We start from the raw sequence: 23904 nt of genomic DNA on the forward strand, positions 1-23904 counted from the left end.
AATGACTAAGTACATAAGTTTAATTATAGTGGTTTTTCTTTTATTTTCTTGTAATGAGGAAACTGAAAATACTTTCGCAATTAATGATTCACCACAATTTCATTTATTACCAACGGATTCTACAGGTATTAATTTTAGTAATGACTTAGTCTCCACTGATGCATTTAATGTTTATAAATATCGAAATTTTTATAACGGAGGTGGTGTTGCAATTGGTGACATAGATAATGATGGGTTACAAGATGTTTATTTAACATCTAACCTAAATGAAAATAAGTTATATCTCAATCAAGGAAATTTCAAATTCAAAGATATCACCTTAACTGCTAATGTTGGTGGTGATAAAGCTTGGTCTACAGGAGTATCCATGGTAGATATAAATGCTGATGGTTATTTAGATATATACGTGTGCAACTCTGGTGATGTCAAAGGGGATAATAAGCAAAATGAATTTTTCATAAATAATGGTGATGCGACTTTTACCGATAAAGCGGCAGAACTTGGCTTAGATGATAAAGGCTTCTCTACTCACGCCTCATTTTTTGATTATGATAAAGATGGAGATTTAGATGTTTATCTTTTAAATAACTCATATCAAGCCATTGGTAGTTTTAATCTTACTAAGAATGAACGTCCTAAGAGAGATGTGTTGGGTGGTGATAAACTTTTTGAAAATAGAGATGGCTTTTTTGTTGATGTTAGTGAAAAAGCAGGAATTTATGGTAGTGTTATTGGTTTCGGTCTTGGCGTCACAGTTGGTGATATGAATAATGATGGATGGCAAGATATTTATGTGTCTAACGATTTTTTTGAGAGAGATTATTTATATATCAATAACCAAGATGGTACTTTTAAAGAACAGTTAACAGAGTCTGTAAACTCTATTAGCGGAGCCTCAATGGGTGCGGACGCTGCGGATATTAATAATGATGGTTTTAATGACATTTTTATCACAGAAATGTTACCTAGTGAGTACGATAGATTAAAGACGGTAACTACTTTTGAAGATTGGAATAAATACCAATACAATTTAAAGAATGATTATTACCACCAGTTCACCCGAAACATGCTTCAGCTTAATAACAGTGACTTAACTTTTAGTGAAATTGGACGTTTTAGTGGAGTTGAAGCTTCAGATTGGAGTTGGGGAGCATTATTTTTTGATATGAATAATGATGGATTAAAAGATTTATTCATCGCCAATGGTATATATCAAGATTTAACAAATCAAGATTATTTAAAATATATATCTAATCAAGAAGTCATTCAATCCATTGTAAAAAATAATAAAGTAGATTATAAGAAGCTAATAGATATTATACCTTCAAATAAAGTTAAGAATCATGCATATATCAATAAAGGAGATCTTAATTTTGAAAGGCAAACCAATGGACTAAATACCGAAGGTTTTTCTAATGGATCGGCTTATGGTGATTTAGACAATGATGGTGATTTAGATTTAGTAGTGAATAATGTGAATATGCCACTATTCGTCTACAAGAATGAACTTGATAAAAATGAGAGTCATTACCTAAAAGTTGTTTTAAAAGGTGAAGGAAAAAATATCGATGCTATTGGAGCAAAACTAAAATTAGCAAACGATTCTGAATCTTACTATCTAGAGCAACAACCAGTAAGAGGATTTCAATCGTCCATGGATAAAAGGCCCAATTTTGGATTTAGGAATATAGGTAATTTGAAATTAACTGTGAATTGGCCATCTGGTAAAGTAACGGAAGTGTTGGATATTGAAGCTGATAATACCTTAACACTAGAAGAAAAAGATGCAGTAATCCAAGAAGATGTTGCTAATGATAACTCTAAAAATTTATTTGAAAAAAGTGATAATAGTTTAAACTATACACATAAAGAAAATAATTTTATTGATTTTAATGTTGAGCGTTTATTGCCATTTATGCGAAGTACCGAAGGACCAAAAATGGCAGTGGGTGATGTTAATGGTGACGAAAAAGAAGATATTTTTATTGGAGGCTCTAAAGGTAATTCAGGGAAGTTGTTTTTACAAGACGGCGAACGTTTTATAGAAGGTAATTCAGAGATTTTTGAAAACAATAAAGCCACAGAAGATGCGGAAAGCGTATTTTTTGACGCAGATGGTGATGGTGATTTAGATTTATACGTGTGTAGTGGAGGAGTAGAGTTTTCAAAATTCAGTCCTTACTATTTAGATAAACTTTATTTAAATGACGGTAAGGGAAATTTTACGGTTTCATCACAAATATTACCAACTGAAGATGGTTATCATAGTAGTAGTACTGTCACAGCAGCAGATGTGGATAATGATGGGGATATCGATCTTTTTGTTGGTGAGAGATCAATTCCTAAACTCTACGGTAATTCAGGAGCAGGTTATTTATTAATTAATGATGGCAAAGGAGGTTTTATTGAGAAATCTAATACAATAGCACCAACTTTTGATGCCATAGGAATGATAACCGATGCCTCTTTTTTGGATATTGATAAAAATGGGTTTCAAGATTTAGTAGTCGTTGGTGAGTTCATGGGAGTGAGAGTGTTTCAAAATACCAATGGAACATTTAAAGAAGCATTAAATAATGAACTATCAGAATTAAAAGGATGGTATAACAGTATTGAAATAGCGGACTTAGATAATGATGGCGATAATGATTTAATAATCGGTAACCACGGACTAAACAGTAGATTTAAAGCTTCAAAAGAAAACCCAATAATACTCTATGCCAATGATTATGACAATAATAGTTATGTAGACCCAGTTTTAGCATTTACGGCAGAAAACGGAAAACAATATCCTTATGCACTGCGGCATAACTTAGTTGATCAATTAAAGTATTTAAGTAAAAAATATCCGGATTATGAGTCGTTTAAAGATGCCTCTATTTCAGATATTTTTACAAAAGAACAATTAGATAAGAGTGTAATAATTGAGGCTAATAACTTTAACACCATCATGTTAATTAATAATGGTGATTTTAATTTTGAAGTAAAGACTTTACCTAAGGAAGTTCAGTTTTCTCCAATTTATGCAATAACTACCGCAGATTTTGATAAAGATGGTGATCTCGATATGCTTTTAGGAGGTAATTTAAATGGTGTAATGCCAGAGTTTGGAAGATATGATGCCTCGTTTGGTAATTATCTTGAAAATTTGGGGAATAATAACTTTAAACATCATGTTACTGGTAAGGGTATAAAAATTAATGGAGAAATAAGAGATATAAAAGTGATAGGGAATAAAATCTTTATTGCCAAAAACAACAATCCATTAGAAGTATATAAATTTTAATATGATTAAAAGAATAGCCATAATTTGTTTTTTTATTTTTTCTTGTTCGGGAGAACGAGATAATAAAGAAGGACTTGGTGATGAAATACAAACCGTACCATTTAAAATCTTAAATCCTGAGGATTCAGGACTTAAATTTTCTAATGACTTAACAGATACTGGAGATTTAAATATTATCGAATATCTCTATTATTATAATGGTGGTGGAGTTGCTTTAGGTGATATTAATAACGATGGTTTAGATGATATTTATCTTACAGCAAATCAGAAGCCAGATAAGCTGTTTTTAAATTTAGGAAATCTAAAATTCAAGGATATTTCTAAAGAAAGCGAAATAAGTTTAGAAACCAATTGGTCTACAGGTGCAACAATGACAGATGTTAATAATGATGGTTTACTAGATATTTATGTTTGTAAAGTTGGAAATTATAAGGGTTTATCTGCTCATAATGAATTGTATGTAAATCAAGGTAATAATAAGTTTAAAGAAGAAGCAGCATCTTATGGTCTAAATTTTTCTGGATTTTCAACACAAGCATCATTTTTTGATTATGATAATGATGGTGATATGGATGTTTATCTATTAAATCATTCTATTCATTCAGTGTCTTCATATGGTAATAAAGACCTAAGAGAAAAATCAGATGCTTTAGCTGGTGATGTATTATTAGAAAATACTAAGGTTAATAATCAGGTTACGTTTGTAGATGTTACAGAGAAAGCTAAAATCTATAATAGTGCTTTGGGTTATGGATTAGCTATTTCAACATCAGATGTCAATAATGATGGTTTTATAGATATTTACGTGGGTAATGATTTTCACGAAAATGATTATTTGTACATCAATAATGGTGATAAAACATTTAAGGAATCTAGTGCAGATTATTTTAATAGCACATCTAGATTTACTATGGGAGTAGATATAGCTGATATGACCAATAATGGTAAACTAGATATCATGACTTTAGATATGATGCCGTATAAAGCTGATATATTCTTAAAGTCAGGAGGTGAGGACTCAGATAAAGTCAATCAAATTAAAAATTCTTTTGGGTTTCAGCAGCAATACGCACGTAATCATTTGCAATTAAATCAAGGTGATTATTTTGCCGATGCAGCTTTATTAACAGAGACCCATGCAACGGATTGGAGTTGGTCGCCTCTTTTATTAGATTATAATAATGATGGATTAAATGATATATATATTACAAACGGAATTTATAAAAGACCCAACGATTTAGATTATATAAAATATATAAGCACAGTAGATTTCGCCAATTACGCAGATAAAGAACAAGATACTATTGAGTTGAAGTTAATTGAAGCCATGCCAACACTTAAATTGCCGAATAGTCTTTTCACCAACCAAGGTAATTTAACTTTCGATAATACAAAGGCTGACACTAAAAATGAAGGAACATATTCAAATGGAGCAGCATATTCAGATTTAGATAATGATGGGGATTTAGATATTGTAGTTAATAATCTAAACGATAATGTAACTGTTTTAGAAAATTCCACATCTAATAATTATCTCACTATTCAGCTTATTGGAGAAAATGGTAGTCTAAATACTAATGGCGCTAAAGTTATTTTATATAGCGAGGGAAGTACGTTATATAAAGAGCAAGTAACTGTAAAAGGTTTTTTATCAAGCTCGACAGCTAAAGTACATTTTGGTTTAGCCAATGCTACTAAGGTAGATTCATTAAAAGTAGTTTGGTTAGATGGAACTGAAACTATAAAAACAGATCTTAAGATAAATTCTATTGTAAAAGTTAAAAAAGAAGATGTTTCTGAAAGTCAATTGAATAAAAGGACAGCTCCAAAAATATCAGAATTTGATTATCAGCATTTTGAAAATGGTTTCTTAGATTATGAACAAGATGGATTGATGCCAGAAAGGTTATCTATAGAAGGCCCTTCTGCTGTACAAGCCGATTTTAATGGGGATGGACTTAAAGACCTTTTTATTGGTGGTGCAAGAAACCAAAAGCCTGTATTATATTTTATGACTAAAGAGGGCAAGCTCGAAATACAAGATGTGGCAGTTCTAAAAAGTGACGCTATGTACGAAGATACAGATGCTATTGCTTTAGACATAGATAATGATAATGACCTAGATATTTATGCCTTAAGTGGTGGTAATGATTATCAAGAAGGTCATCCATTGTTAGAAGATCGTGTCTATCTCAATGACGGAAATGGTAATTTTTCTAAGCTTAAAGCTAAACTTATAACTACTAATGGTGCAACTGTATCTAGTTATGATTACGATAAAGATGGGCTTGTAGATTTATTTATAGGTAACCGCTCACTACCTGGTGCTTATGGATTATCTCCACAAAGCTTTGTTTTAAAGAATAAAGGGAATAATAGCTTTGAAATTGTTGCTAAGTACCGTTTCGGAATGATTACAGATTCCAAATGGGCAGATTTAAATAATGATGGTCTTACAGAACTTATCATGGTAGGTGATTGGATGCCAATTACAGTCTTGTCTTATAATGCGGAAGGAAAATTTGAAAACAAAACAAAAGAGTTTGGTTTTGATAAGAGCAACGGAATGTGGAATACAATCGAAGTAGCAGATATAAACAGCGATGGTCAACCAGATATTTTGGCTGGTAATACAGGGTTAAATTTTAAGTGGAAAGCGTCAAAAGAAAAACCTGTAATAATGTACCTAGATGATTTTGACGAGAATGAAAAATTAGATCAACTCATTTTTTATGATTTCTTCGGGACCTACGTTCCCTTCGCATCAAAGGATAAATTAGTAGAACAACTACCATCGCTAAAAAAGAAATACACGGATTATAAGTCGTTTTCAAATGTTGAAAAAATAGGAGATTTAACGGATAAACCAGAGTCGGAAATTATAAATATTAAATACCTCTACGAATTAAGATCTATGGCATATATTAATAAGGGTGATCAATTTATACCAAATGAATTACCTAAAGAAGCTCAATTAAGTACAATTGAAGATTTTCTAATTGATGATAATCAAATACTATTTACTGGAAACTATGATGGTTTTATTACAGAATTGGGTCAGTCTTCTTCAAATTCAGGAGGTCTAATTAACATAAGTGACCAAGAATCTATGAGTTATCAGCCCTTAAATTTGCCTAGATATATTAATGGGAGAAAGCTTGTGAAAATAAATGAAAACGAATATTTAATCATAACAAACGGCGGAAAGTCATATTTACTTAACCGTTAATGCTATTAAAATGAAAAAGATAAAAAATCATATAAATGCGCTATTATTATTGCTTTTGGTGGCAAGCTGCGCAAAACCCTTAGAGCATATAAAAGTAAACCCAGAATTATTTCACGCCTCTGTAGATAAGGTGATGGAAATACAAATACACGATATATTTTCGCCTCCTGTGGCGAGTAGAGTATTTGTCTATCCTAACATTACAGCATATGAAATCATAGCTCAAAACAATGATGACATGGAGTCATTTGCAGGTGTTATAAATGAATTTACAGTAATTCCAAAAGCTGTAGTTAGTGATAGTATTAATTTAGAATTATCTGCACTTATTGCTCATATGGAACTAAGTAAAAGTCTCATTTTTTCTGAAGAAAAAATGGGTGTAGTTCAAGATAGTTTGTATGCTGAGTGGACTGCTTTAAATGAGGCGGAATTCTTAGATTCTAAAAACTATGCCTTTAAAGTCATTGCCCACGTGAAAGAATGGATGGACAAAGACAACTACAACCAAACCCGAACTATGCCTAAATTTACAGTAGATACGGATGATCCTTCTCGTTGGCAACCAACACCACCATCTTATATGGATGGAATAGAACCACATTGGAATAAAATACGACCGTTTGTATTAGATTCTGCATCTCAATATAAACCAAAAAAGCACCCTGAGTTTTCTTTAGAAAAAGGATCGAAGTTTTATGATGAGCTAATGGAGGTCTATAACGTGAGTAATGAAATCACTAAAAAAGGGGATGACTCAGAAGAAATAGAAATTGCACAATTTTGGGATTGTAACCCGTTTGTATCAGTAACTAGAGGGCATTTTATGTTTGCTACAAAAAAGATTTCTCCAGGCGCACATTGGATAGGGATTGCTAAAATAGCAGCAAGAAAGTCAAATGCTAATGTGGCGGAAACAGTCAACGCATATACAAAAACGTCTATAGCAATAGCAGATGCGTTTATTAGTTGTTGGGACGAAAAATATAGAAGCAATCTTATAAGACCAGAAACTCTAATTAATCAAAATTTAGATCAAGATTGGTTGCCAATTTTACAAACACCTCCATTTCCAGAATATACAAGTGGACATTCAGTAGCTTCAGGTGCAGCATCTACCGTATTAACAGCACTTTTTGGTGATAACTTTCAGTTCGATGATGATACTGAAGTACCATTCGGACTACCAATTCGTTCATTCGATTCATTTAACCTAGCAGCAGAAGAAGCAGCAGTAAGCAGAATGTATGGCGGAATTCATTACAGAGCAGCAATAGACGAAGGTTTAATTCAGGGAAGAAGTGTCGGTTCTAATGTTGTAAATAAACTAAAGATAAAATTGGAAAAGTAGATTTGATAGGCGATAAACTAACATATCATTCAAACTTTAAAGTAATTAGTGATGAGGTTATTACTCATCTAAAAGACCAATTCTTAAATAAGAAAAGAATTTGTATAGCAGTTGGTGGAGAATCTGGAAGCGGAAAAACGTCACTGGCATATGCTCTATTTCTAGATATAGAAAAACAACTAGGTATTAAGGGGTTTACATTTCATGGAGATGATTATTTCCATTTACCACCAAAAGATAATCATAACCAAAGACTTACTGATATTAAAAACGTTGGTGTCGATGAAGTTAATTTAACCCAGTTGGATCAACATATTAGATTATTTTTAAATGATGAAAAACGTCTAAAAAAGCCTTTGGTAAATTACGGAGAAAACACGATTAATGAGGAAATAATATATCCTAAGGATTACGATTTCTGTATTGTAGAAGGTACATACACTATGTTATTAAAAGAGCCGTCTTATAAGATATTTATAGAAAATTCTTATGCAGACACTATAGAAAATAGAATAAAAAGAGGACGAGATATCTTGGACGATTTTAGCGAGCAGGTTCTAGAGATTGAGCATAAAATTATAAAAGTACACGTTACACTTGCTGACAAGACTGTAAAGAATATCATTTAATAATATCTGTAAATATTATTTATAGTCTTGTGATTGGGTCGTGTAATTTGTTTTTTTAACCATTAAAATCAAAACATTATGAAACTAACTAAACCAAGATTATCATTTTGGCAAATCTTCAACATGAATGTGGGATTCTTAGGAATTCAATACAGTTTTGGATTGCAACAAACAGCAATAAATCCAATCTTTTTATATTTAGGTGCACCAGAAGACATGTTACCTATATTGAATATCGCAGGTCCGGTAACTGGACTAATTGTACAACCAATAATAGGAGCGATGTCAGACAAAACGTGGTCTAATCGTTGGGGAAGACGAAAGCCTTATTTTTTAATAGGTGCCTTGTTAGGTAGTTTATGTCTATTTGCATTTCCGCATAGTCCAGTGTTATGGTTCGCCGTTGGTTTGTTATGGATATTAGATGTTGGTAACAATATGGCTATGGAACCTTACAGAGCATTTGTTGGTGATAAATTACCAGAAAAGCAATTAAGCTTAGGTTATCAAATGCAAAGTCTTTTTGTTGGAGCTGGAATACTTTTAGCTAATGGTTCAATTATCTTGTTTCAAAAATATCTTGGTGGTGATTCTGTTGAAGTCGCTGGTAAAATCCCTCAGTGGTTGTATTATTCATTTTATATCGGTGGTATTCTTTCAATTACAACGATATTATGGTCTGTTTTAAAAACACCAGAAATTCCGCCTTCAGAAGAAGAACTAAATGATATTAATCACATAAAAAGTCTTCCGTTTAGTAAGCGCTTATCACAACCCTTTCAAGAAATCGCGCACGCTATAAAGCATATGCCAAAATTTATGTGGAAAATTGGAGCCGTATATCTTTTTCAATGGTATGCACTATTTATTTATTGGCAATTCATCACACCATTGTTTAGACAAACCTTAGGTTTTTCAATTTCTGAAGCAGGTGCTCAAGCGGCTAAAATGAGTACGACATACAATATTGTTACAATGGTAATAGCATTGGCATTGGTGCCTCTAACATTACGTTATGGTGGTAAAAAAATATATGCCTACAGTTTAATTGGTACAGCATTATCACTTTTTATTATTCCTTACATATCAGATCCAATAATGGTATTAGCACCAATGGTACTTTTTGGTATTGGTTGGGCAGCTATGATGGGCATTCCATACACCATGGTATCGAAAGTAGTTTATCAAGAACGGCGTGGTGTTTATATGGGTATTTTAAATATGATGATTGTTATACCGATGTTCATACAAACCCTAACATTTGGTCCAATTTACAAGTATTTATTAGGGAATAATGCAATAAATGCCATGCTATTTGCAGGTGCATTTTTTGTCATCGCGGGTGTATTAGCAATGCGTTTAAATGTGCCAAAGTCCTCTGAAGATTCTGAGGTTGAAATTTCAGAATAACAATAATTAATTATGTATGAAAAACTTAGGAATTAAGGTTTCGATCTATTTAAACTATTTTGTTTTTGCTATACTTTTAAATAGCGTTGGAATTGTTATTGAAAGATCAACTACAATTTATAAAGTAACTGAATCTCAGGCTTCAGTCTTAGAGGCATTTAAGGACTTGCCAATTGCGATTGTATCATTTATTGTAGCTTCATTTCTCCCTAGATTTGGTTATAAAAAAGCAATGCTAACAGCCTTAGCTATTGTATTTTTTGGATGTTTGTATATGGTGTTTGGTAATACATTTTATCATACCAAGGTCCTATTTTTATCCATAGGAGTAAGTTTTGCATTAATTAAACTTTCAGTTTATTCATTAATAGGGATTTTGACAAGTTCAAAAAAGGAGCATGCATCATTTATGAGTTCTATAGAAGGATTTTTTATGGTAGGTATTGCCTTAGCTTACTTTTTATTCCCAGCTTTTTACGATGACGAAAATAATATAAATGATTGGTTGAATGTTTATTATCTGCTTTCTGGCCTTATCCTTATTTCCTTTTTGTTTTTACTATTTTCAAAATTAGAATATAAAATAGAAGCTGCTGGAACAAACCTTAAAGAAGACCTTTTAGCTTCAGCTAAACTAATTATTGTCCCATTAGTTTTAGTATTTATTATATCTGCTTTTCTTTTTGTTATGATAGAGCAAGGAATAATGACTTGGTTACCAACATTTAATAAGAAAATATTCAATTTTAGCTCAGTTTTAAGTGTTCAAATGGCTAGTATCTTAGCTTTATCTTTGGCTGCAGGTCGTTTCATAGCTGGTGCCTTAACTAAATATCTAAATTGGGTAGTACTCGTTATTTCTTGTGTAGTTATTTCTGGAGGTATTTTAGTTTATGTTTTACCTCAATTACAGGGCGAGATTGAAGCAATTGGTACTATCGATAGTTTATCTCAGGTTCCATTTTTGGGCTTCATTTTACCACTTATAGGTTTATTTATTGCACCAATATATCCACTACTAAACTCTACAGTATTAAGTTCTTTGCCAAAAAGACTCCATTCACCAATGTCTGGTTTAATAATAATTTTCTCTGCTTTAGGTGGAACTATTGGATCAAGAATTGTTGGTGAATTATTTGAAAGTATAGGTGGTGCAAACGCATTTTATTTCCTGTTAATTCCTATGGTGTTACTTATTGTATTTGTATTACTTATAGATAGAATGTCTAAAAGAAATAGTGCTTTAGCAGAATGATTTTTAAACTAAATATTGAAGAAATACTTTCTAAACTTTTAGCCCAAGAAGACCCAGATGGTGATAAAAAAATAACCATTGAGGATAATGGACCAAAAGCTTTTAAATTAACTTCTACAGAAGGAAATCAAACAACTATAAAAGGAACATATCAACTTTCAAATCTTTTACAAGAGTTGGTTATTCAAAAGCAACAGGGTAAAACTGAAGCAATAATAGATTTTCAGAATATTGATGAGTTGCCAGCGAATAGAATTTCTAGAATGATTAGAGATTTTTATTGGAAAGGATTGACGAGACGAATGGATAAATCAGGAATTGAGGCATTAATTTCAGATACTAAAAACGATAGTTTAACAGCCAAAACACTTCCAGTATATATTCCGTATTCTGACGATTTAGCTTTTAATTATTACAAGGATTTAGAAGCTGACCTTCCAATCAAAGCCATTAAATTGCCTAAAGACATCACACCAGATTTTGTGAAGTCTATAAATAATGCGCCTGGTATTTTAAGTTTAAAATTAGAGAATAAAAATGGTGATATAGAAGGCGTTCCTTTTGTGGTTCCTGGTGGTCGATTCAATGAAATGTACGGTTGGGATAGCTATTTTGAAGCTGTTGGTTTACTCTGTGATGGAAAGGTTGAACTTGCCAAAGCTATGGCTGATAATTTTCAATATCAAATTGAACATTATGGTAAAATCTTAAATGCGAATCGTAGTTACTATTTAACCCGAACACAACCACCGTTTTACACGAGTTTGATTTCCGAGGTTTTTGAAATCACTAAAGACAAAGACTGGTTGCGTAGTCATTTAAAAACAGCAATAAAAGAATATGAGACGGTCTGGATGGTTAAAGGCAAGCGATTAACTTCAAACGGGTTAAATCGATACTATGCAGAAGGAATTGGTTTTCCCCCAGAAACGGAAGAAGGTCATTTTGATGAGGTCATAGAATCTTATGCAAAATCACATTCACTTTCAATAAAAGAATTTGTTGCAGACTATCAATCTGGTAAAATAAAAGAACCAAACTTAGATATCTACTTTACACACGATAGAAGTTTAAGAGAATCTGGCCATGATACCTCTTGGCGTTTAGATGATGTCTGTGCAGATTTAAATACAGTTGCTCTAAATAGTTTATTATACAAATACGAATCTGATTTTGCGCATCTGATTGATACTTATTTTGATGGTGTTTTTGAAGGTTATCACGGCGCATATTGGTACACAATTGCAGATGAAAGACTAGAGCGAATGTATAAGTTCATGTGGAATGAAGATAAAGGGCAGTTCTTTGACTATAATTTTAAAATGGAAGAGCAATCACATTTTGAAAGCGCCTCTAATTATATTCCTCTTTGGACTGGAGTTTATAAGAGGCACGCAAAAAATATAGTTGATACTTTAATGTATCAACTTAAAGAAAAAGGTGGTATTGCTGGTACATCTAGAGCAATGAACGCTGAACTTCCTGAGAATGCGATTCAACGTCAATGGGATTATCCTAATGGTTGGGCTCCGCACCAAATGATGATTTGGAGAGGGTTAAAAATTCAAGGTTTTCAGGACGAATTACAAGAATTAGTCTATCGTTGGTTATATATGATTACTAGGAATGCAGTAGATTATAATGGTACAATTCCAGAAAAATATGATGTTGTTGCTGCAACCCATAAAGTGTTTGCCGAATACGGAAACGTGGGTACAGATTTCGAATATATTACACAAGAAGGTTTTGGCTGGATGAATGCCTCTTTTCAATATGGACTACAATTATTAAATCAAGATTTAATTCAACGGCTTAATAACTTAGAAGCACCAGAATCAATATTCAAATTATAATATGAAATCATTACAACTCATTTTATCTAATAAACGCTACTTCTCAATTGTTTGGGTTTTTAGTTCACTAAATATAATGATTGGAACATGGGTATTATACATTCCTCAGGTAAAAAATAAATTACAATTAGACGATTCTCAAATAGGATTTGCCTTGTTCTGTTTGGCGTTGGGCTTATTGTTTTTTATTCCTGTAGTACCTTTGATTACCAAAAAGATTGGAATAGGAAAAGCAACATTTTTTGGTATATGTATTTTTAGTGTCGCCTTCATTGGTCCATTAATTGCCCCAACATACGTAATGTTATGTATATCTCTTTTTTTAGTTGGCATCTTTTCAGGATTAACAGATATAGCCATGAATACCGTAGTATCTGAAATGGAGAAATCAGATGAGGTGAATTTTATGTCTGCTGCTCATGGTTTTTTTAGCTTAGGAGGAGCTATAGGTGCTTTAGTTGGTTCAGTTTTAATTGGTGTTTTTGATTCACCATTATATCATGTTGTGATTATGACAACTTTTGTTATAATTACAAACCTGCTTTTATTTAGACAGTATTTTAATATAAGAGAAGTAGAAGAGGTCTCTGAAGAAAAGCAAAAGCTTCCTATGAAATTACTAAAACCATTAATAATTCTTGGGTTTTTAGCTATGGTAATTATGGGTAATGAAGGAGCGATTGAACACTGGAGTTCGATTTATTTAACTGAAGTTGTACAAGTATCTTCAGAAAATTTGGCAGGTTTAGGATTTACCGTTTTTTCTATAATGATGACTATTGGACGTTTTTTTGGTGACGGAATTAGTGCAAAAATAGGCTCTGCTAAAATAGTAATACTAGGCTGTACTTTAGCAGCCATAGGATATGTGTTTGTACTTCTAAATGGACTTATTTTAACAGTTTTAGGTTTCGGTATTATTGGCCTTGGTTTATCAGTTATCATTCCAGAGCTGTTAAGAATTGCCGGAACAACAAAAGGAATTGCAGCTTCGAAAAGCATTTCGTTCGTTTCTGGTGTAGGTTTTGTCGGATTTTTAGTTGGTCCAGTAATATTGGGTTATATTTCAGATAGTTTTAGTTTAAAAATGAGTTATGTGTTTTTATTAGGCATTACTTTATTAGCAACTTGTATTGCTGTTTTTAAGCTAAAAGCGAAATAAGTACCAAAAACAATACATGTTTAATAGAAAGGCACAATTAGAAAAGCTTAAGGCGACAACTCAATTTGATATTATAGTCATTGGAGGTGGCGCCAGCGGATTAGGTATTGCTGTTGATGCTTCGTCTCGAGGGTTTAAAGTCGCTTTGTTTGAATCTCATGATTTTGCAAAAGGTACATCAAGCAGAAGCACAAAGTTAGTGCATGGTGGAGTACGATATTTGGCACAAGGAAATATTAAATTAGTTACTGAGGCCTTAAGAGAAAGAGGTTTGCTTCAAAAAAATGCAAATCATTTATTTAAAAGACAGGCATTTTTAATACCGAGTTACACGCGACTCAATAAATATTTTTATGGAATAGGATTAATAGTATATGATTTATTATCCTTTAGAAAATCAATAGGTGGTTCAAGAATCATTTCTACAAAAAAGGCTATTAGTAGAATAGTAAATCTTAAAAAGAATAAACTTAAAGGAGGCGTTACCTACTTTGATGGGCAATTTGATGATGCCAGATTAGCATTGAATTTAGCGCAAACAGCATGTGAATCTGGTGCAACTATTCTTAATCATTTTAAAGTAACTGACATGCTTAAAAATGAAGAAGGTACGCTTTCAGGAGTTGAAGTCGTTAATGCTGAAACTCATGAAATCATTAAGGTGAAATCTAAGGTTGTTATAAATGCAACTGGTGTATTTTCTAATAAGATTTTAAAACTTGCAGGACGTAAAAAGAAGAGCCTCAAAATAGTACCAAGTCAAGGTATTCATTTGGTTTTAGATAAAGATTTCTTGGATGGTGAAACTGCATTGATGGTTCCTAAAACAAGTGATGGACGCGTTTTATTTGCAATCCCATGGCATAATAAAGTGGTGGTTGGTACAACAGACACACCTATTAAAAAGCCAAGCTATGAACCTAAACCTTTACAGGAAGAAATAGATTTTATTTTAGAAAATGCTTCAGAATATCTTATAAAAAAACCCACCAGAAAAGATGTGCTATCCGTTTTTTCAGGGTTAAGACCTTTGGTTGCTCCGGAAGGTGATAAGAGCAATACCAAAGAAATTTCTAGAGGGCATAAAATTATACATTCAGAAAGTGGTTTACTCACTATTGTTGGTGGTAAATGGACAACCTACAGAGAGATGAGTGAAGATGTAGTTAATGAAGCGATAGTTACCCATAATTTAGCGAATGTAAAATCTAAAACAAGAGTATTGCCAATTCATGGGAATCTAAATGGATCTGATAAAAAAGAACTAGATAAAAATCTATGGTTTTATGGAAGTGATACTACAGCATTAGAGCAACTAATAAATTCAGAAGATAGTTATAACGAACAGATTCATCCTAATTATGAATTTATGGTAGGTCAGGTAATTTGGGCTGCAAGATATGAAATGGCAAGAACTGTTGAAGATTTTCTCGCAAGACGAATTCGATTATTGTTTTTAGATGCTCAAGCTTCTATAGATTGTGCTGAGGTCGTTGCAGATATTCTACAAAAAGAATTAAAGAAATCTGATTCGTGGAAGCTTCATCAAATAGAAGAATTTAAGAATCTAGCGCAAGGCTATTTAATTTAAAAAAATATGTCACAACAACTCATTTTAGCACTCGATCAAGGCACAACATCTAGCCGATCTATTGTTTTTGATGTAAGTGGAAATAATATTGCTTCTTCCCAACAAGATTTTGAACAAATATTTCCTAAAAATGGTTGGGTTGAGCACGATCCTGAAGCCATATGGCAATCGCAATTAAAAACTATAAACGAAGTACTTTCAAAAGATGCTTACAAAGTAAAAGATATTTCTGCGATTGGTATTACCAACCAACGTGAAACAACCATCGTTTGGAACAGAAAAACTGGCGAACCTATTTATAATGCTATTGTTTGGCAAGATAGAAGAACAGCCGCTTTTTGCGATCAGTTAAAAGCTAAAGGCTATGCTGAAGAAATTCAAGAAAAAACAGGACTAATCATAGATGCTTATTTTTCTGGATCTAAAATCAAATGGATATTAGATAATGTGCCTAAGGCTAAAGATTTGGCTGAAAAAGGCGAATTGTGCTTCGGTACAGTAGATACCTGGCTAATCTTCAAGCTAACAAAAGGCAATGTCTATGTTACGGATGTTAGTAACGCATCACGTACCATGATATTTAATATTCATACACTCAAATGGGATAAGGAATTATTAGATTTATTTGGGATTCCGGAAACAATGCTTCCAGAGGTAAAATCGTCATCTGAAATATATGGCTATGCAGAATTGTTTGGTGAAAAAATTCCAATCGCAGGAATTGCAGGTGATCAACAAGCTGCACTTTTTGGTCAACTTTGTACAAAAAAGGGCATGGTAAAAAACACCTATGGTACAGGATGTTTTCTGCTAATGAATACGGGAAAAACACCTGTTGCATCTCAAAATCAACTATTAACGACAATAGCCTGGCAAATCAATGGAAAAACCCAGTATGCTTTGGAAGGTAGTGTGTTTGTTGGTGGTGCAGCTGTACAATGGCTAAGAGATGGATTGAATTTAATCGATGATGCTAAGGATGTTGAGGCATTAGCTAGTCAAGTAGATGATAGTGACGGAGTTATTGTTGTGCCTGCATTTACTGGCTTAGGATCACCCTATTGGGATCCATATGCAAGAGGGAGTATTCAAGGTATTTCTCGCGGTACCACTAAGTCACACATCGCAAGAGCGACATTAGAAGGTATTGCCTTGCAGGTATATGACATTGTAAAAGCTATGGAAAGTGATGCTAATATGCACTTAAAAGAGCTTAGAGTAGATGGAGGAGCTTCTGCAAATGATTTGTTATTGCAAATACAATCTGATATATTTAAATGTGATGTTGTGAGACCTACGAATCTAGAGACAACGGCCTTAGGTGCAGCATATTTAGCTGGTTTAGCGGTAGGTATGTATAAGAATAAAAAGCAGATTCGAAAACAATGGAAAAAAGACAAAACATTTAATCCAAACACGAATTCTGAAAAACAACTGAAACTTATTTCTCAGTGGCATAAAGCTGTTAATCGCAGTAAGAATTGGGTGGAGGATAATTAATCCTGAAATTCTAAAATTTCAATATTTTTAAATTCAATAGGATGACTTTCGCTTTGCAAGGAAATGTATCCAGATTTTACTGGTTCGCCTGCTCTAGCTTCTGATAATGGAGTACCATAATCTCCACCATAGATAGGCTTTGTATATTCCATTACTTTTTCACCATTTATAAAATGTTTAATAATGGAATCATTGTAAACTTCGATTTCTACATGTACCCATTGGTCATTATGAAACGTTTTCGCTGTTGAAGGTATACAATGTTCAGTTACTAATTTGTTATTAATATTTATATGTATACCTGGAGTGCATACATTACCTGTTGGCCTCTCGTCAACCCCATTTCCACCTAAAAATTGAGCTTCGATAGATACTGGAAATCCTTGATCTAATCCTATATTTTTAGGGTTTTCACAATGCAACATCACACCACTATTCTTATAACCCCAATCTTCACCATCAGCAATCTGATCATCTAAAAATCTATAATCTAGACGTAACTTGTAATTAGAAAATGGTTTTTTGTAATATATATGCCCAAAGGTGTTATTAAACGTGTCATTGTATTCAGAATAATTTACACTTAAAATACCATTATTAACTCTAAATGTATTTTTATAATTATCTCCAGCAGGATAGCCTTTAATCTTAACAATCCAATCGTCTAAATTATTTTTTTCAAGTAGATTAACCCATTCAGCTGCAGTCTCAGTTTCTTCTTTTTGAGTTTCATTTTTACAGTTAACCACAAAAATTCCGAAGCAACAAATAAAAATTAAGCGTTTATATAATTTAAAGTTCATATTTATAAATTAAAGTGAATACGCTTTTCCGCTAGTTTCACTCAAATCTATACAGCCTTCCTGTTTACCAGGAACTGGCACATAATCCATAATTTCTTCACCGACCTTTTCAGAATTTTTGTAAGCAAAAATACAAAGATCTCTAACCCTACTTAAGGCTACAAAATTTAAAGCATCACTAGGTATATCAGTCTCATCGTCTAGTGCTGTGTAAAAAGATTTCATCAGCGCTTGGTTTTCTTCTTTAGTCTTTTTTAATATAGTCGCTAAAGCAGGTTCAATAGCACTTGATTCTACATCAGCCAATACTTCAGTATTGGCATTTTTCATTACAATGTTACCAAAATTAGAAAAGCCTTTCATAAAAAGTTCTCGTTCTTCCGTTTCATAGGTTTCTAAGACGTATCTGTCTATAAATTCAGGCACATTAACTTCCGTTGCACTTGGTGCATCTTCTGTTTTTGGTAAAATAATATCTGTAAGTTTATTTAGTAAAGATGCCTGGTCGACCGAAAATAATGTTGGTACCCAAGTTGGTTTATCACTAGTACAACCTTGTAATAAACTCATAGCTGAAGGTGCTACTAATAATGCTCCTAAAGACAATCCTAAACCTTTAATTACTTCTCTTCTTTTCATGTGTTTATGTATTATAGATTACCTTTTTTAAATTCACTAGCGGCATGATCTGCAGCTCTTGCTGTTAAAGCCATATAGGTTAATGATGGATTTTGACATCCTGCAGATGTCATTGCTGCTCCATCAGTTACATAAACGTTTTTAACATTATGTACTTGGTTATATTCATTTAATACAGACGTTTTTGGATCTCTACCCATACGTGCTGTTCCCATTTCATGTATACCTAATCCAGGTGCTCCAATACTATCCATTGGAGAAATATCTTTAAAACCAGCTTTTTCTAACATTTGCATAGCTTGAGCAATCATATCTTTTCTCATTTTTAACTCGTTCTCTTTAAACTCAGCATCAAAAGTAACTGTTGGTAAACCCCATTTATCTTTTTTATCATAGTCTAGAGTCATTTTATTTTCGTGATATGGTAAAGTTTCACCAAAGCCCATTAATCCCATTGTCCATCCACCTGGTTTTAGAATAGCTTCTTTAAGTTCTTTGCCATAACCTAATTCTTTTACACTATCTGACCAATCTTCTCGGCTAGCACCACCTTGGTATCCATAACCTCTTAAAAACTCTTTTTGATCAGTATCTCCACCTATATTTCTAAATCTTGGGATATAAATACCATTAGGACGTCTACCAGAATAATATTTATCCTTAAACCCATCAAACTTGGCATATGCACCAGCTTTAAAATGGTGATCCATAACATTATGACCTAATTCACCAGAATCATTACCTAGTCCATCAGGGAATCTTTCAGATTTAGAATTCATTAATATATAAGTAGATGCAATTGCAGAAGCACATAAGAAAATTACTTTTGCTTTAAATTCAAACGTTTCGTTAGTTTCTGCATCAATCACTCTTACTCCAGTTGCCTTTTTTGTAACATCATCATACATAACTTCATGTACAATAGAGTTTGGTCGCATCGTCATATTACCTGTAGCTTCTGCTGCTGGTAGGGTAGAAGAGTTACTACTAAAGTAAGCTCCAAACGGACAGCCTCTCATGCAACGATTACGATATTGACAGTTAACACGACCCATACCAGGTTTTGTCCCTTCTGTTATATGAGCTACTCGACCTATTGTTAGTAATCGGTCTTCGTAATTTTCCGAAATGCTATCTTTTAAATGATCTTCAACACAATTAAGTTCCATTGGCTTTAATAGTTTGCCATCTGGTAATTGTTTTAAGCCTAAGTTTTCACCACTCACGCCAATATATTCTTCTACATAGTCATACCATGGTGAAATGTCTTTATATCTAATTGGCCAGTCTACAGCAATACCATCTCTTTTATTTGCAGTAAAATCAATATCACTTAATCTATAACTTTGACGTCCCCACATTAATGAGCGTCCACCAACATGATAACCACGAATCCAATCAAAACGTTTCTCTTCATTATATGGGTGATCTATATCATCTACAAAAAAGTGACTGCGTTCTTTTCTAGTAACATAACCCGTTCTGTGTTGTTTTTCTTGTCGTTTTATATCTTCTTGTGTTGGTCTTCCTGCATTTGGTAAATCCCAAGGATCTAAATTCGCTGTAGGATAGTCCTTAACATGTTGTACCATTCGACCACGCTCTAGAACGAGGGTCTTTAAGCCTTTTTCACATAATTCTTTTGCTGCCCATCCGCCAGAAATTCCTGTTCCTACAACAATAGCATCATATTCTGTAGTTTCTACTTTAGTGTTGTTATTCATAGTCTTAGTTTAATCGATATCGTGAAATTGATAATATTTTTCCAATAAACTTGAGAAAAGCTCATAAATTATCAAATATATTTTTTGAAAACAGAAAATTAGCTAATTTGCATGGTATAATTGTTTAAAATATTTCAGTGAAAGTAAACAAACAAGAAATTGAGCCTTATGAAGTTGATGGAGTGGTTTATCATGCAGACACATGTTTGCCATTAATTGATGCTTATAACAGAAATAAGATAAAGTTTAAGGCACTAGCACGTCATACGTACCCAGGCGATCGATTAGATGAAAATACTTTAGGTCTAAATAGTATTGGGTACTGGGATGCAAACGAACCACAAGATTGGGGTTTAGATTGGCATAGAAACGAGGGTATTGAGTTTCATTTTTTAGAATCTGGTACAATGCCTTATTCTCAAGAAAACAAAGAGGTAGTGCTAACACCAAACCACTTAACAATTACACGTCCTTGGGAAGCTCATAAAGTAGGAAATCCTAATATAGGTATGGGTAAATTTTATTGGGTTATCATAGATTTAGGTGTTAGAAGGCCGCATCAAGAATGGGTTTGGCCAGATTGGATTACTTTAACAGAAAGTGATTTAAAACAATTAACTAACTTTTTAAGACAGGATGAGAAATCTATATTAAAAACAGATCAGCGCATACGCGATTGTTTTAAGCGTATAAATAGTGCTGTAAATACAGATAAAAAAGGTAGTAATGCTTCACGAATTCGTTTATTAGTAAACTACTTATTGATTCTTATTTTAGATTTATTAAAGACGGAAGACATTGTGCTCGATGAATCATTAATTGATAGCTCGAGAAGCGTTCAGTATTTTCTAAAAGAATTGGATAAAAACTTATCAGAAGATTGGACTATTGAGCGTATGTCACGCAGTGCAGGTGTAGGTTTAACAAGGTTTACGCACCATTGTAAGCAATTAACAAATCTTACGCCGATGCGTTACTTAGCAATGAGACGTGTAGAAATGTCTAAAAAAATACTGTTAGAAAATGAAGCGTTGACAGTTGGTGAGGTTGCTTATTCATGCGGATTTACAACAAGTCAATATTTTTCTACAGTCTTTAAAAAGCATGAAAAATGCTCGCCAAATGAATTTCGGAAAATGCGCCAAATTGAAACGTCCTTAACAGCTTATCCAGAAATTTAATACGCTTTGTATAAATCCTTTCACTGAATAAAAGTAAACATCGAATCTTAAAGGATTGATTATTTTTCAATTCTAAACTAACTAAATACAACTAATGAAACGATTTTTTATATTTCAATTCGCTCTTATTACTTTATTTTTATTTAACTGTAAAGAAGAAAAAAAAGAAGAATCTGTGAAAGAAGACCAAACAGAAATAATTAAAGACGATACGAATTATCCGATTTCTTTAGCACAATGGTCGCTGCATAGAGAAATTGAAACAGGAAAACTAGACCCTTTTGATTTCCCTAAGGTAGCAAAAGAGCTCGGTTTTGAAGCTGTAGAATGGGTAGATCAATTATATGCAAAGGAACTTGATAGTTTAGGTTTTGATGCAGTAATAGAACGATGGAAAGAAGAGAGCGAAAAACATGGAGTAAAAAATGTGCTTATTATGGTAGATCGTGCAGGTGATTTATCACATTCAGATTTAGAAAAAAGAAATGAGGCTATAGAAAGTCATAAAAAGTACATAGATGCTGCTGCTTATTTAGGGTGTCAAGCGATTCGTGTAAATACATTTGGAACCTTCAATGCTGATGAATGGGTTGAGGCTACTTATGATGGTTTAAAGCGATTATCAGAATATGCCGCTACTAAAAATATTAGCGTCCTTGCTGAAAATCATGGTTGGTTTTCATCAGACCCTAGATTAGTAATACCAGTTATAGAAAGGATTAATTTAGATCATTGTGGTACCCTTGCTGACTTTGGTAATTGGTGTATAAAAAGAACTAAAGACGAAAACTGGGGAGACTGTGCAGAGGAATATCCAGATAAATATGAAGGGTTTGAACGTTTAATGACAAAAGCTCAGGCTGTAAGTGCAAAAGCTTATGAGTTTGATGAGAATGGAAATGAAACAACCTTGGATTTTGAAAAATTCATTCAAATAATTAAGAACTCAGATTATAAGGGTTATATCAGTGTTGAGTACGAACATGAAACTCTAAGCGAGCGTGAAGGAATAATTGCAACTAAGAAATTATTACAAAAGTATTTAAAAACTAACTAATATGAAATCATCTACTTCCGTTAAGTTATCAATAATGATGTTCCTTGAATTTTTTATTTGGGGAGGTTGGTTTGTTACCATGGGTTCTTTTCTTGGGAACAATTTAAGTGCATCTGGTGCTGAAACAGCAATGGCCTATTCTACACAATCTTGGGGAGCAATTATTGCTCCTTTTATAATTGGTTTAATCGCTGATCGCTTTTTTAATGCTGAAAAAATATTAGGAATACTGCATATTGCAGGTGCTATTTTAATGTATTTAATGTCGCAAACTACTGAATTTAGCGTGTTTTATCCATATGTGCTAGGATATATGATTGCTTACATGCCAACACTAGCATTAGTTAATTCGGTCGCTTTTAATCAGATGAATGATCCTGCAAAACAGTTTCCACATGTAAGAGTTTGGGGAACCGTTGGTTGGATTTTAGCAGGTTTAGTAATTAGCTTTGTATTCAAGTGGGATTCTATTGAGAATATTGCTAATGGTATGTTGTCTAATACATTTTTAATGGTAGCAATTGCTTCGGCGATATTAGGCGTATTTAGTTTTACGTTACCAAAAACACCACCAAGTATTTCTAAAGAGGATAAGGTGGGACTTTCAGATATACTAGGATTAGATGCTCTAAAATTATTGAAGGATACAAATTTCTTAGTGTTCTTTATATCTTCAGTATTAATATGTATTCCTTTAGCCTTTTATTATCAGAATATAAGTCCATTTTTAACTGAGTATAAAGTGGAAAACTCAACGGCTTGGGCTTCTTTGGGTCAAATGTCTGAAGTATTATTTATGCTGTTATTGCCATTCTTCTTTAAAAAATACGGCTTTAAGAAAACAATCTTATTCGGAATGCTAGCTTGGGGAATTAGATACTTGTTGTTTGCTTACGGTAATGCAGGTGATTTGTTTTTTATGGTTGTCTTAGGAATTGCTTTACATGGTATTTGCTATGATTTCTTCTTTGTTTCTGGTCAAATTTACACAGATTCGAAAGCTGGTGAAAAAGTAAAGAGTGCAGCACAAGGTCTTATCACATTAGCGACTTATGGTGTTGGTATGTTGGTTGGTTTTTGGGTAGCCGGACAAATTGTAGATGCAAATTTAATAAGCGAGGGTTTACATAGCTGGAAAGATATTTGGGTATTCCCAGCGATCTTTGCAGGTGCAGTTATGCTTTTGTTCGCTTTATTATTTAAAAACGAAAAAATAGAATACAAAGATTCATAA

Annotated in this window: 16 protein-coding genes; 13 read left to right on the plus strand and 3 right to left on the minus strand. The window is 33.0% G+C overall.

Annotated features, from left to right (window positions below; translation table 11 throughout):
• The first annotated feature begins 1 nt into the window (after window position 1).
• The 10 genes from ACFWU4_RS04950 (at window position 2) to glpK (ending at window position 17266) form a co-directional block, all read left to right on the plus strand.
• Complete coding sequence (locus ACFWU4_RS04950) at window positions 2-3286, plus strand: VCBS repeat-containing protein (protein WP_411125462.1); 3285 nt, start codon at window positions 2-4, stop codon at window positions 3284-3286.
• A 1-nt stretch (window position 3287) separates the two neighbouring features.
• Window positions 3288-6515 carry a VCBS repeat-containing protein gene (locus ACFWU4_RS04955; protein ID WP_411125464.1) on the plus strand — a complete coding sequence of 1076 codons (3228 nt, stop codon included), beginning with the start codon at window positions 3288-3290 and terminating at the stop codon, window positions 6513-6515.
• A gap of 10 nt (window positions 6516-6525) precedes the next feature.
• Complete coding sequence (locus ACFWU4_RS04960) at window positions 6526-7866, plus strand: vanadium-dependent haloperoxidase (protein ID WP_411125466.1); 1341 nt, start codon at window positions 6526-6528, stop codon at window positions 7864-7866.
• 2 nt (window positions 7867-7868) lie between these two features.
• On the plus strand, window positions 7869-8495 hold the full coding sequence (locus ACFWU4_RS04965) for a hypothetical protein (RefSeq protein ID WP_411125467.1): 627 nt from the start codon (window positions 7869-7871) through the stop codon (window positions 8493-8495).
• A gap of 78 nt (window positions 8496-8573) precedes the next feature.
• Window positions 8574-9905, plus strand: coding sequence for an MFS transporter (locus ACFWU4_RS04970; protein ID WP_411125469.1), 1332 nt, complete (start codon window positions 8574-8576; stop codon window positions 9903-9905).
• Window positions 9906-9921: 16 nt separating this feature from the next.
• Window positions 9922-11160, plus strand: coding sequence for an MFS transporter (locus ACFWU4_RS04975; RefSeq protein WP_411125471.1), 1239 nt, complete (start codon window positions 9922-9924; stop codon window positions 11158-11160).
• Window positions 11157-13013 (plus strand): trehalase family glycosidase, encoded by a 1857-nt coding sequence (locus tag ACFWU4_RS04980; RefSeq protein WP_411125473.1) that lies wholly within the window; start codon window positions 11157-11159, stop codon window positions 13011-13013. Before ACFWU4_RS04975 ends, ACFWU4_RS04980 begins: the two co-directional genes overlap by 4 nt.
• A gap of 1 nt (window position 13014) precedes the next feature.
• Window positions 13015-14175, plus strand: a complete 1161-nt coding sequence (locus tag ACFWU4_RS04985; RefSeq protein WP_411125475.1) for an MFS transporter — start codon at window positions 13015-13017, stop codon at window positions 14173-14175.
• Between the two features lie 16 nt (window positions 14176-14191).
• The gene (locus tag ACFWU4_RS04990; protein ID WP_411125477.1) at window positions 14192-15766 is read left to right on the plus strand and encodes an FAD-dependent oxidoreductase; all 1575 of its coding nucleotides are present in this window, start codon (window positions 14192-14194) and stop codon (window positions 15764-15766) included.
• A 6-nt stretch (window positions 15767-15772) separates the two neighbouring features.
• Window positions 15773-17266 (plus strand): glycerol kinase GlpK, encoded by a 1494-nt coding sequence (gene glpK, locus ACFWU4_RS04995; protein WP_411125479.1) that lies wholly within the window; start codon window positions 15773-15775, stop codon window positions 17264-17266.
• On the opposite strand, the gene ACFWU4_RS05000 is transcribed toward glpK, so the two are convergent.
• Genes ACFWU4_RS05000 through ACFWU4_RS05010 form a run of 3 tightly spaced genes read right to left on the minus strand, consistent with a single transcriptional unit; the run spans window position 17263 to window position 20432 of the window.
• Complete coding sequence (locus ACFWU4_RS05000; protein ID WP_411125481.1) at window positions 17263-18069, minus strand: DUF1080 domain-containing protein; 807 nt, start codon at window positions 18067-18069, stop codon at window positions 17263-17265. The genes glpK and ACFWU4_RS05000 overlap by 4 nt on opposite strands.
• Before the next feature lie 9 nt (window positions 18070-18078).
• On the minus strand, window positions 18079-18708 hold the full coding sequence (locus tag ACFWU4_RS05005) for a gluconate 2-dehydrogenase subunit 3 family protein (protein ID WP_411125482.1): 630 nt from the start codon (window positions 18706-18708) through the stop codon (window positions 18079-18081).
• Between the two features lie 11 nt (window positions 18709-18719).
• A complete protein-coding gene (locus ACFWU4_RS05010) occupies window positions 18720-20432 on the minus strand; it encodes a GMC oxidoreductase (RefSeq protein WP_411125484.1) in 1713 nt (570 codons plus the stop codon).
• A gap of 137 nt (window positions 20433-20569) precedes the next feature.
• Between ACFWU4_RS05010 and ACFWU4_RS05015 the strand changes: the two genes are divergently transcribed.
• The 3 genes from ACFWU4_RS05015 (at window position 20570) to ACFWU4_RS05025 (ending at window position 23904) form a co-directional block, all read left to right on the plus strand.
• Window positions 20570-21613: a helix-turn-helix transcriptional regulator gene (locus ACFWU4_RS05015; RefSeq protein WP_411125486.1), complete on the plus strand. Its 1044-nt coding sequence runs from the start codon at window positions 20570-20572 to the stop codon at window positions 21611-21613.
• 94 nt (window positions 21614-21707) lie between these two features.
• Window positions 21708-22670 carry a sugar phosphate isomerase/epimerase family protein gene (locus ACFWU4_RS05020; protein ID WP_411125488.1) on the plus strand — a complete coding sequence of 321 codons (963 nt, stop codon included), beginning with the start codon at window positions 21708-21710 and terminating at the stop codon, window positions 22668-22670.
• A 1-nt stretch (window position 22671) separates the two neighbouring features.
• Window positions 22672-23904: a nucleoside permease gene (locus ACFWU4_RS05025; protein WP_411125490.1), complete on the plus strand. Its 1233-nt coding sequence runs from the start codon at window positions 22672-22674 to the stop codon at window positions 23902-23904.

The organism is Winogradskyella sp. PE311, assembly GCF_046545555.1.
Classification (GTDB): Bacteria; Bacteroidota; Bacteroidia; order Flavobacteriales; family Flavobacteriaceae; genus Winogradskyella.

Excerpts from the sequence above, each read along its gene's own strand:
- ACFWU4_RS04960 (WP_411125466.1), top strand. The coding sequence starts at position 6,526 with ATGAAAAAGATAAAAAATCATATAAATGCGCTATTATTATTGCTTTTG.
- ACFWU4_RS04985 (WP_411125475.1), top strand. The coding sequence starts at position 13,015 with ATGAAATCATTACAACTCATTTTATCTAATAAACGCTACTTCTCAATT.
- ACFWU4_RS05020 (WP_411125488.1), top strand. The coding sequence starts at position 21,708 with ATGAAACGATTTTTTATATTTCAATTCGCTCTTATTACTTTATTTTTA.
- ACFWU4_RS05000 (WP_411125481.1), bottom strand. The coding sequence starts at position 18,069 with ATGAACTTTAAATTATATAAACGCTTAATTTTTATTTGTTGCTTCGGA.
- ACFWU4_RS05025 (WP_411125490.1), top strand. The coding sequence starts at position 22,672 with ATGAAATCATCTACTTCCGTTAAGTTATCAATAATGATGTTCCTTGAA.
- ACFWU4_RS04990 (WP_411125477.1), top strand. The coding sequence starts at position 14,192 with ATGTTTAATAGAAAGGCACAATTAGAAAAGCTTAAGGCGACAACTCAA.
- ACFWU4_RS05010 (WP_411125484.1), bottom strand. The coding sequence starts at position 20,432 with ATGAATAACAACACTAAAGTAGAAACTACAGAATATGATGCTATTGTT.
- ACFWU4_RS04975 (WP_411125471.1), top strand. The coding sequence starts at position 9,922 with ATGAAAAACTTAGGAATTAAGGTTTCGATCTATTTAAACTATTTTGTT.
- ACFWU4_RS05005 (WP_411125482.1), bottom strand. The coding sequence starts at position 18,708 with ATGAAAAGAAGAGAAGTAATTAAAGGTTTAGGATTGTCTTTAGGAGCA.
- ACFWU4_RS04955 (WP_411125464.1), top strand. The coding sequence starts at position 3,288 with ATGATTAAAAGAATAGCCATAATTTGTTTTTTTATTTTTTCTTGTTCG.
- ACFWU4_RS04980 (WP_411125473.1), top strand. The coding sequence starts at position 11,157 with ATGATTTTTAAACTAAATATTGAAGAAATACTTTCTAAACTTTTAGCC.
- ACFWU4_RS04950 (WP_411125462.1), top strand. The coding sequence starts at position 2 with ATGACTAAGTACATAAGTTTAATTATAGTGGTTTTTCTTTTATTTTCT.
- glpK (WP_411125479.1), top strand. The coding sequence starts at position 15,773 with ATGTCACAACAACTCATTTTAGCACTCGATCAAGGCACAACATCTAGC.
- ACFWU4_RS04970 (WP_411125469.1), top strand. The coding sequence starts at position 8,574 with ATGAAACTAACTAAACCAAGATTATCATTTTGGCAAATCTTCAACATG.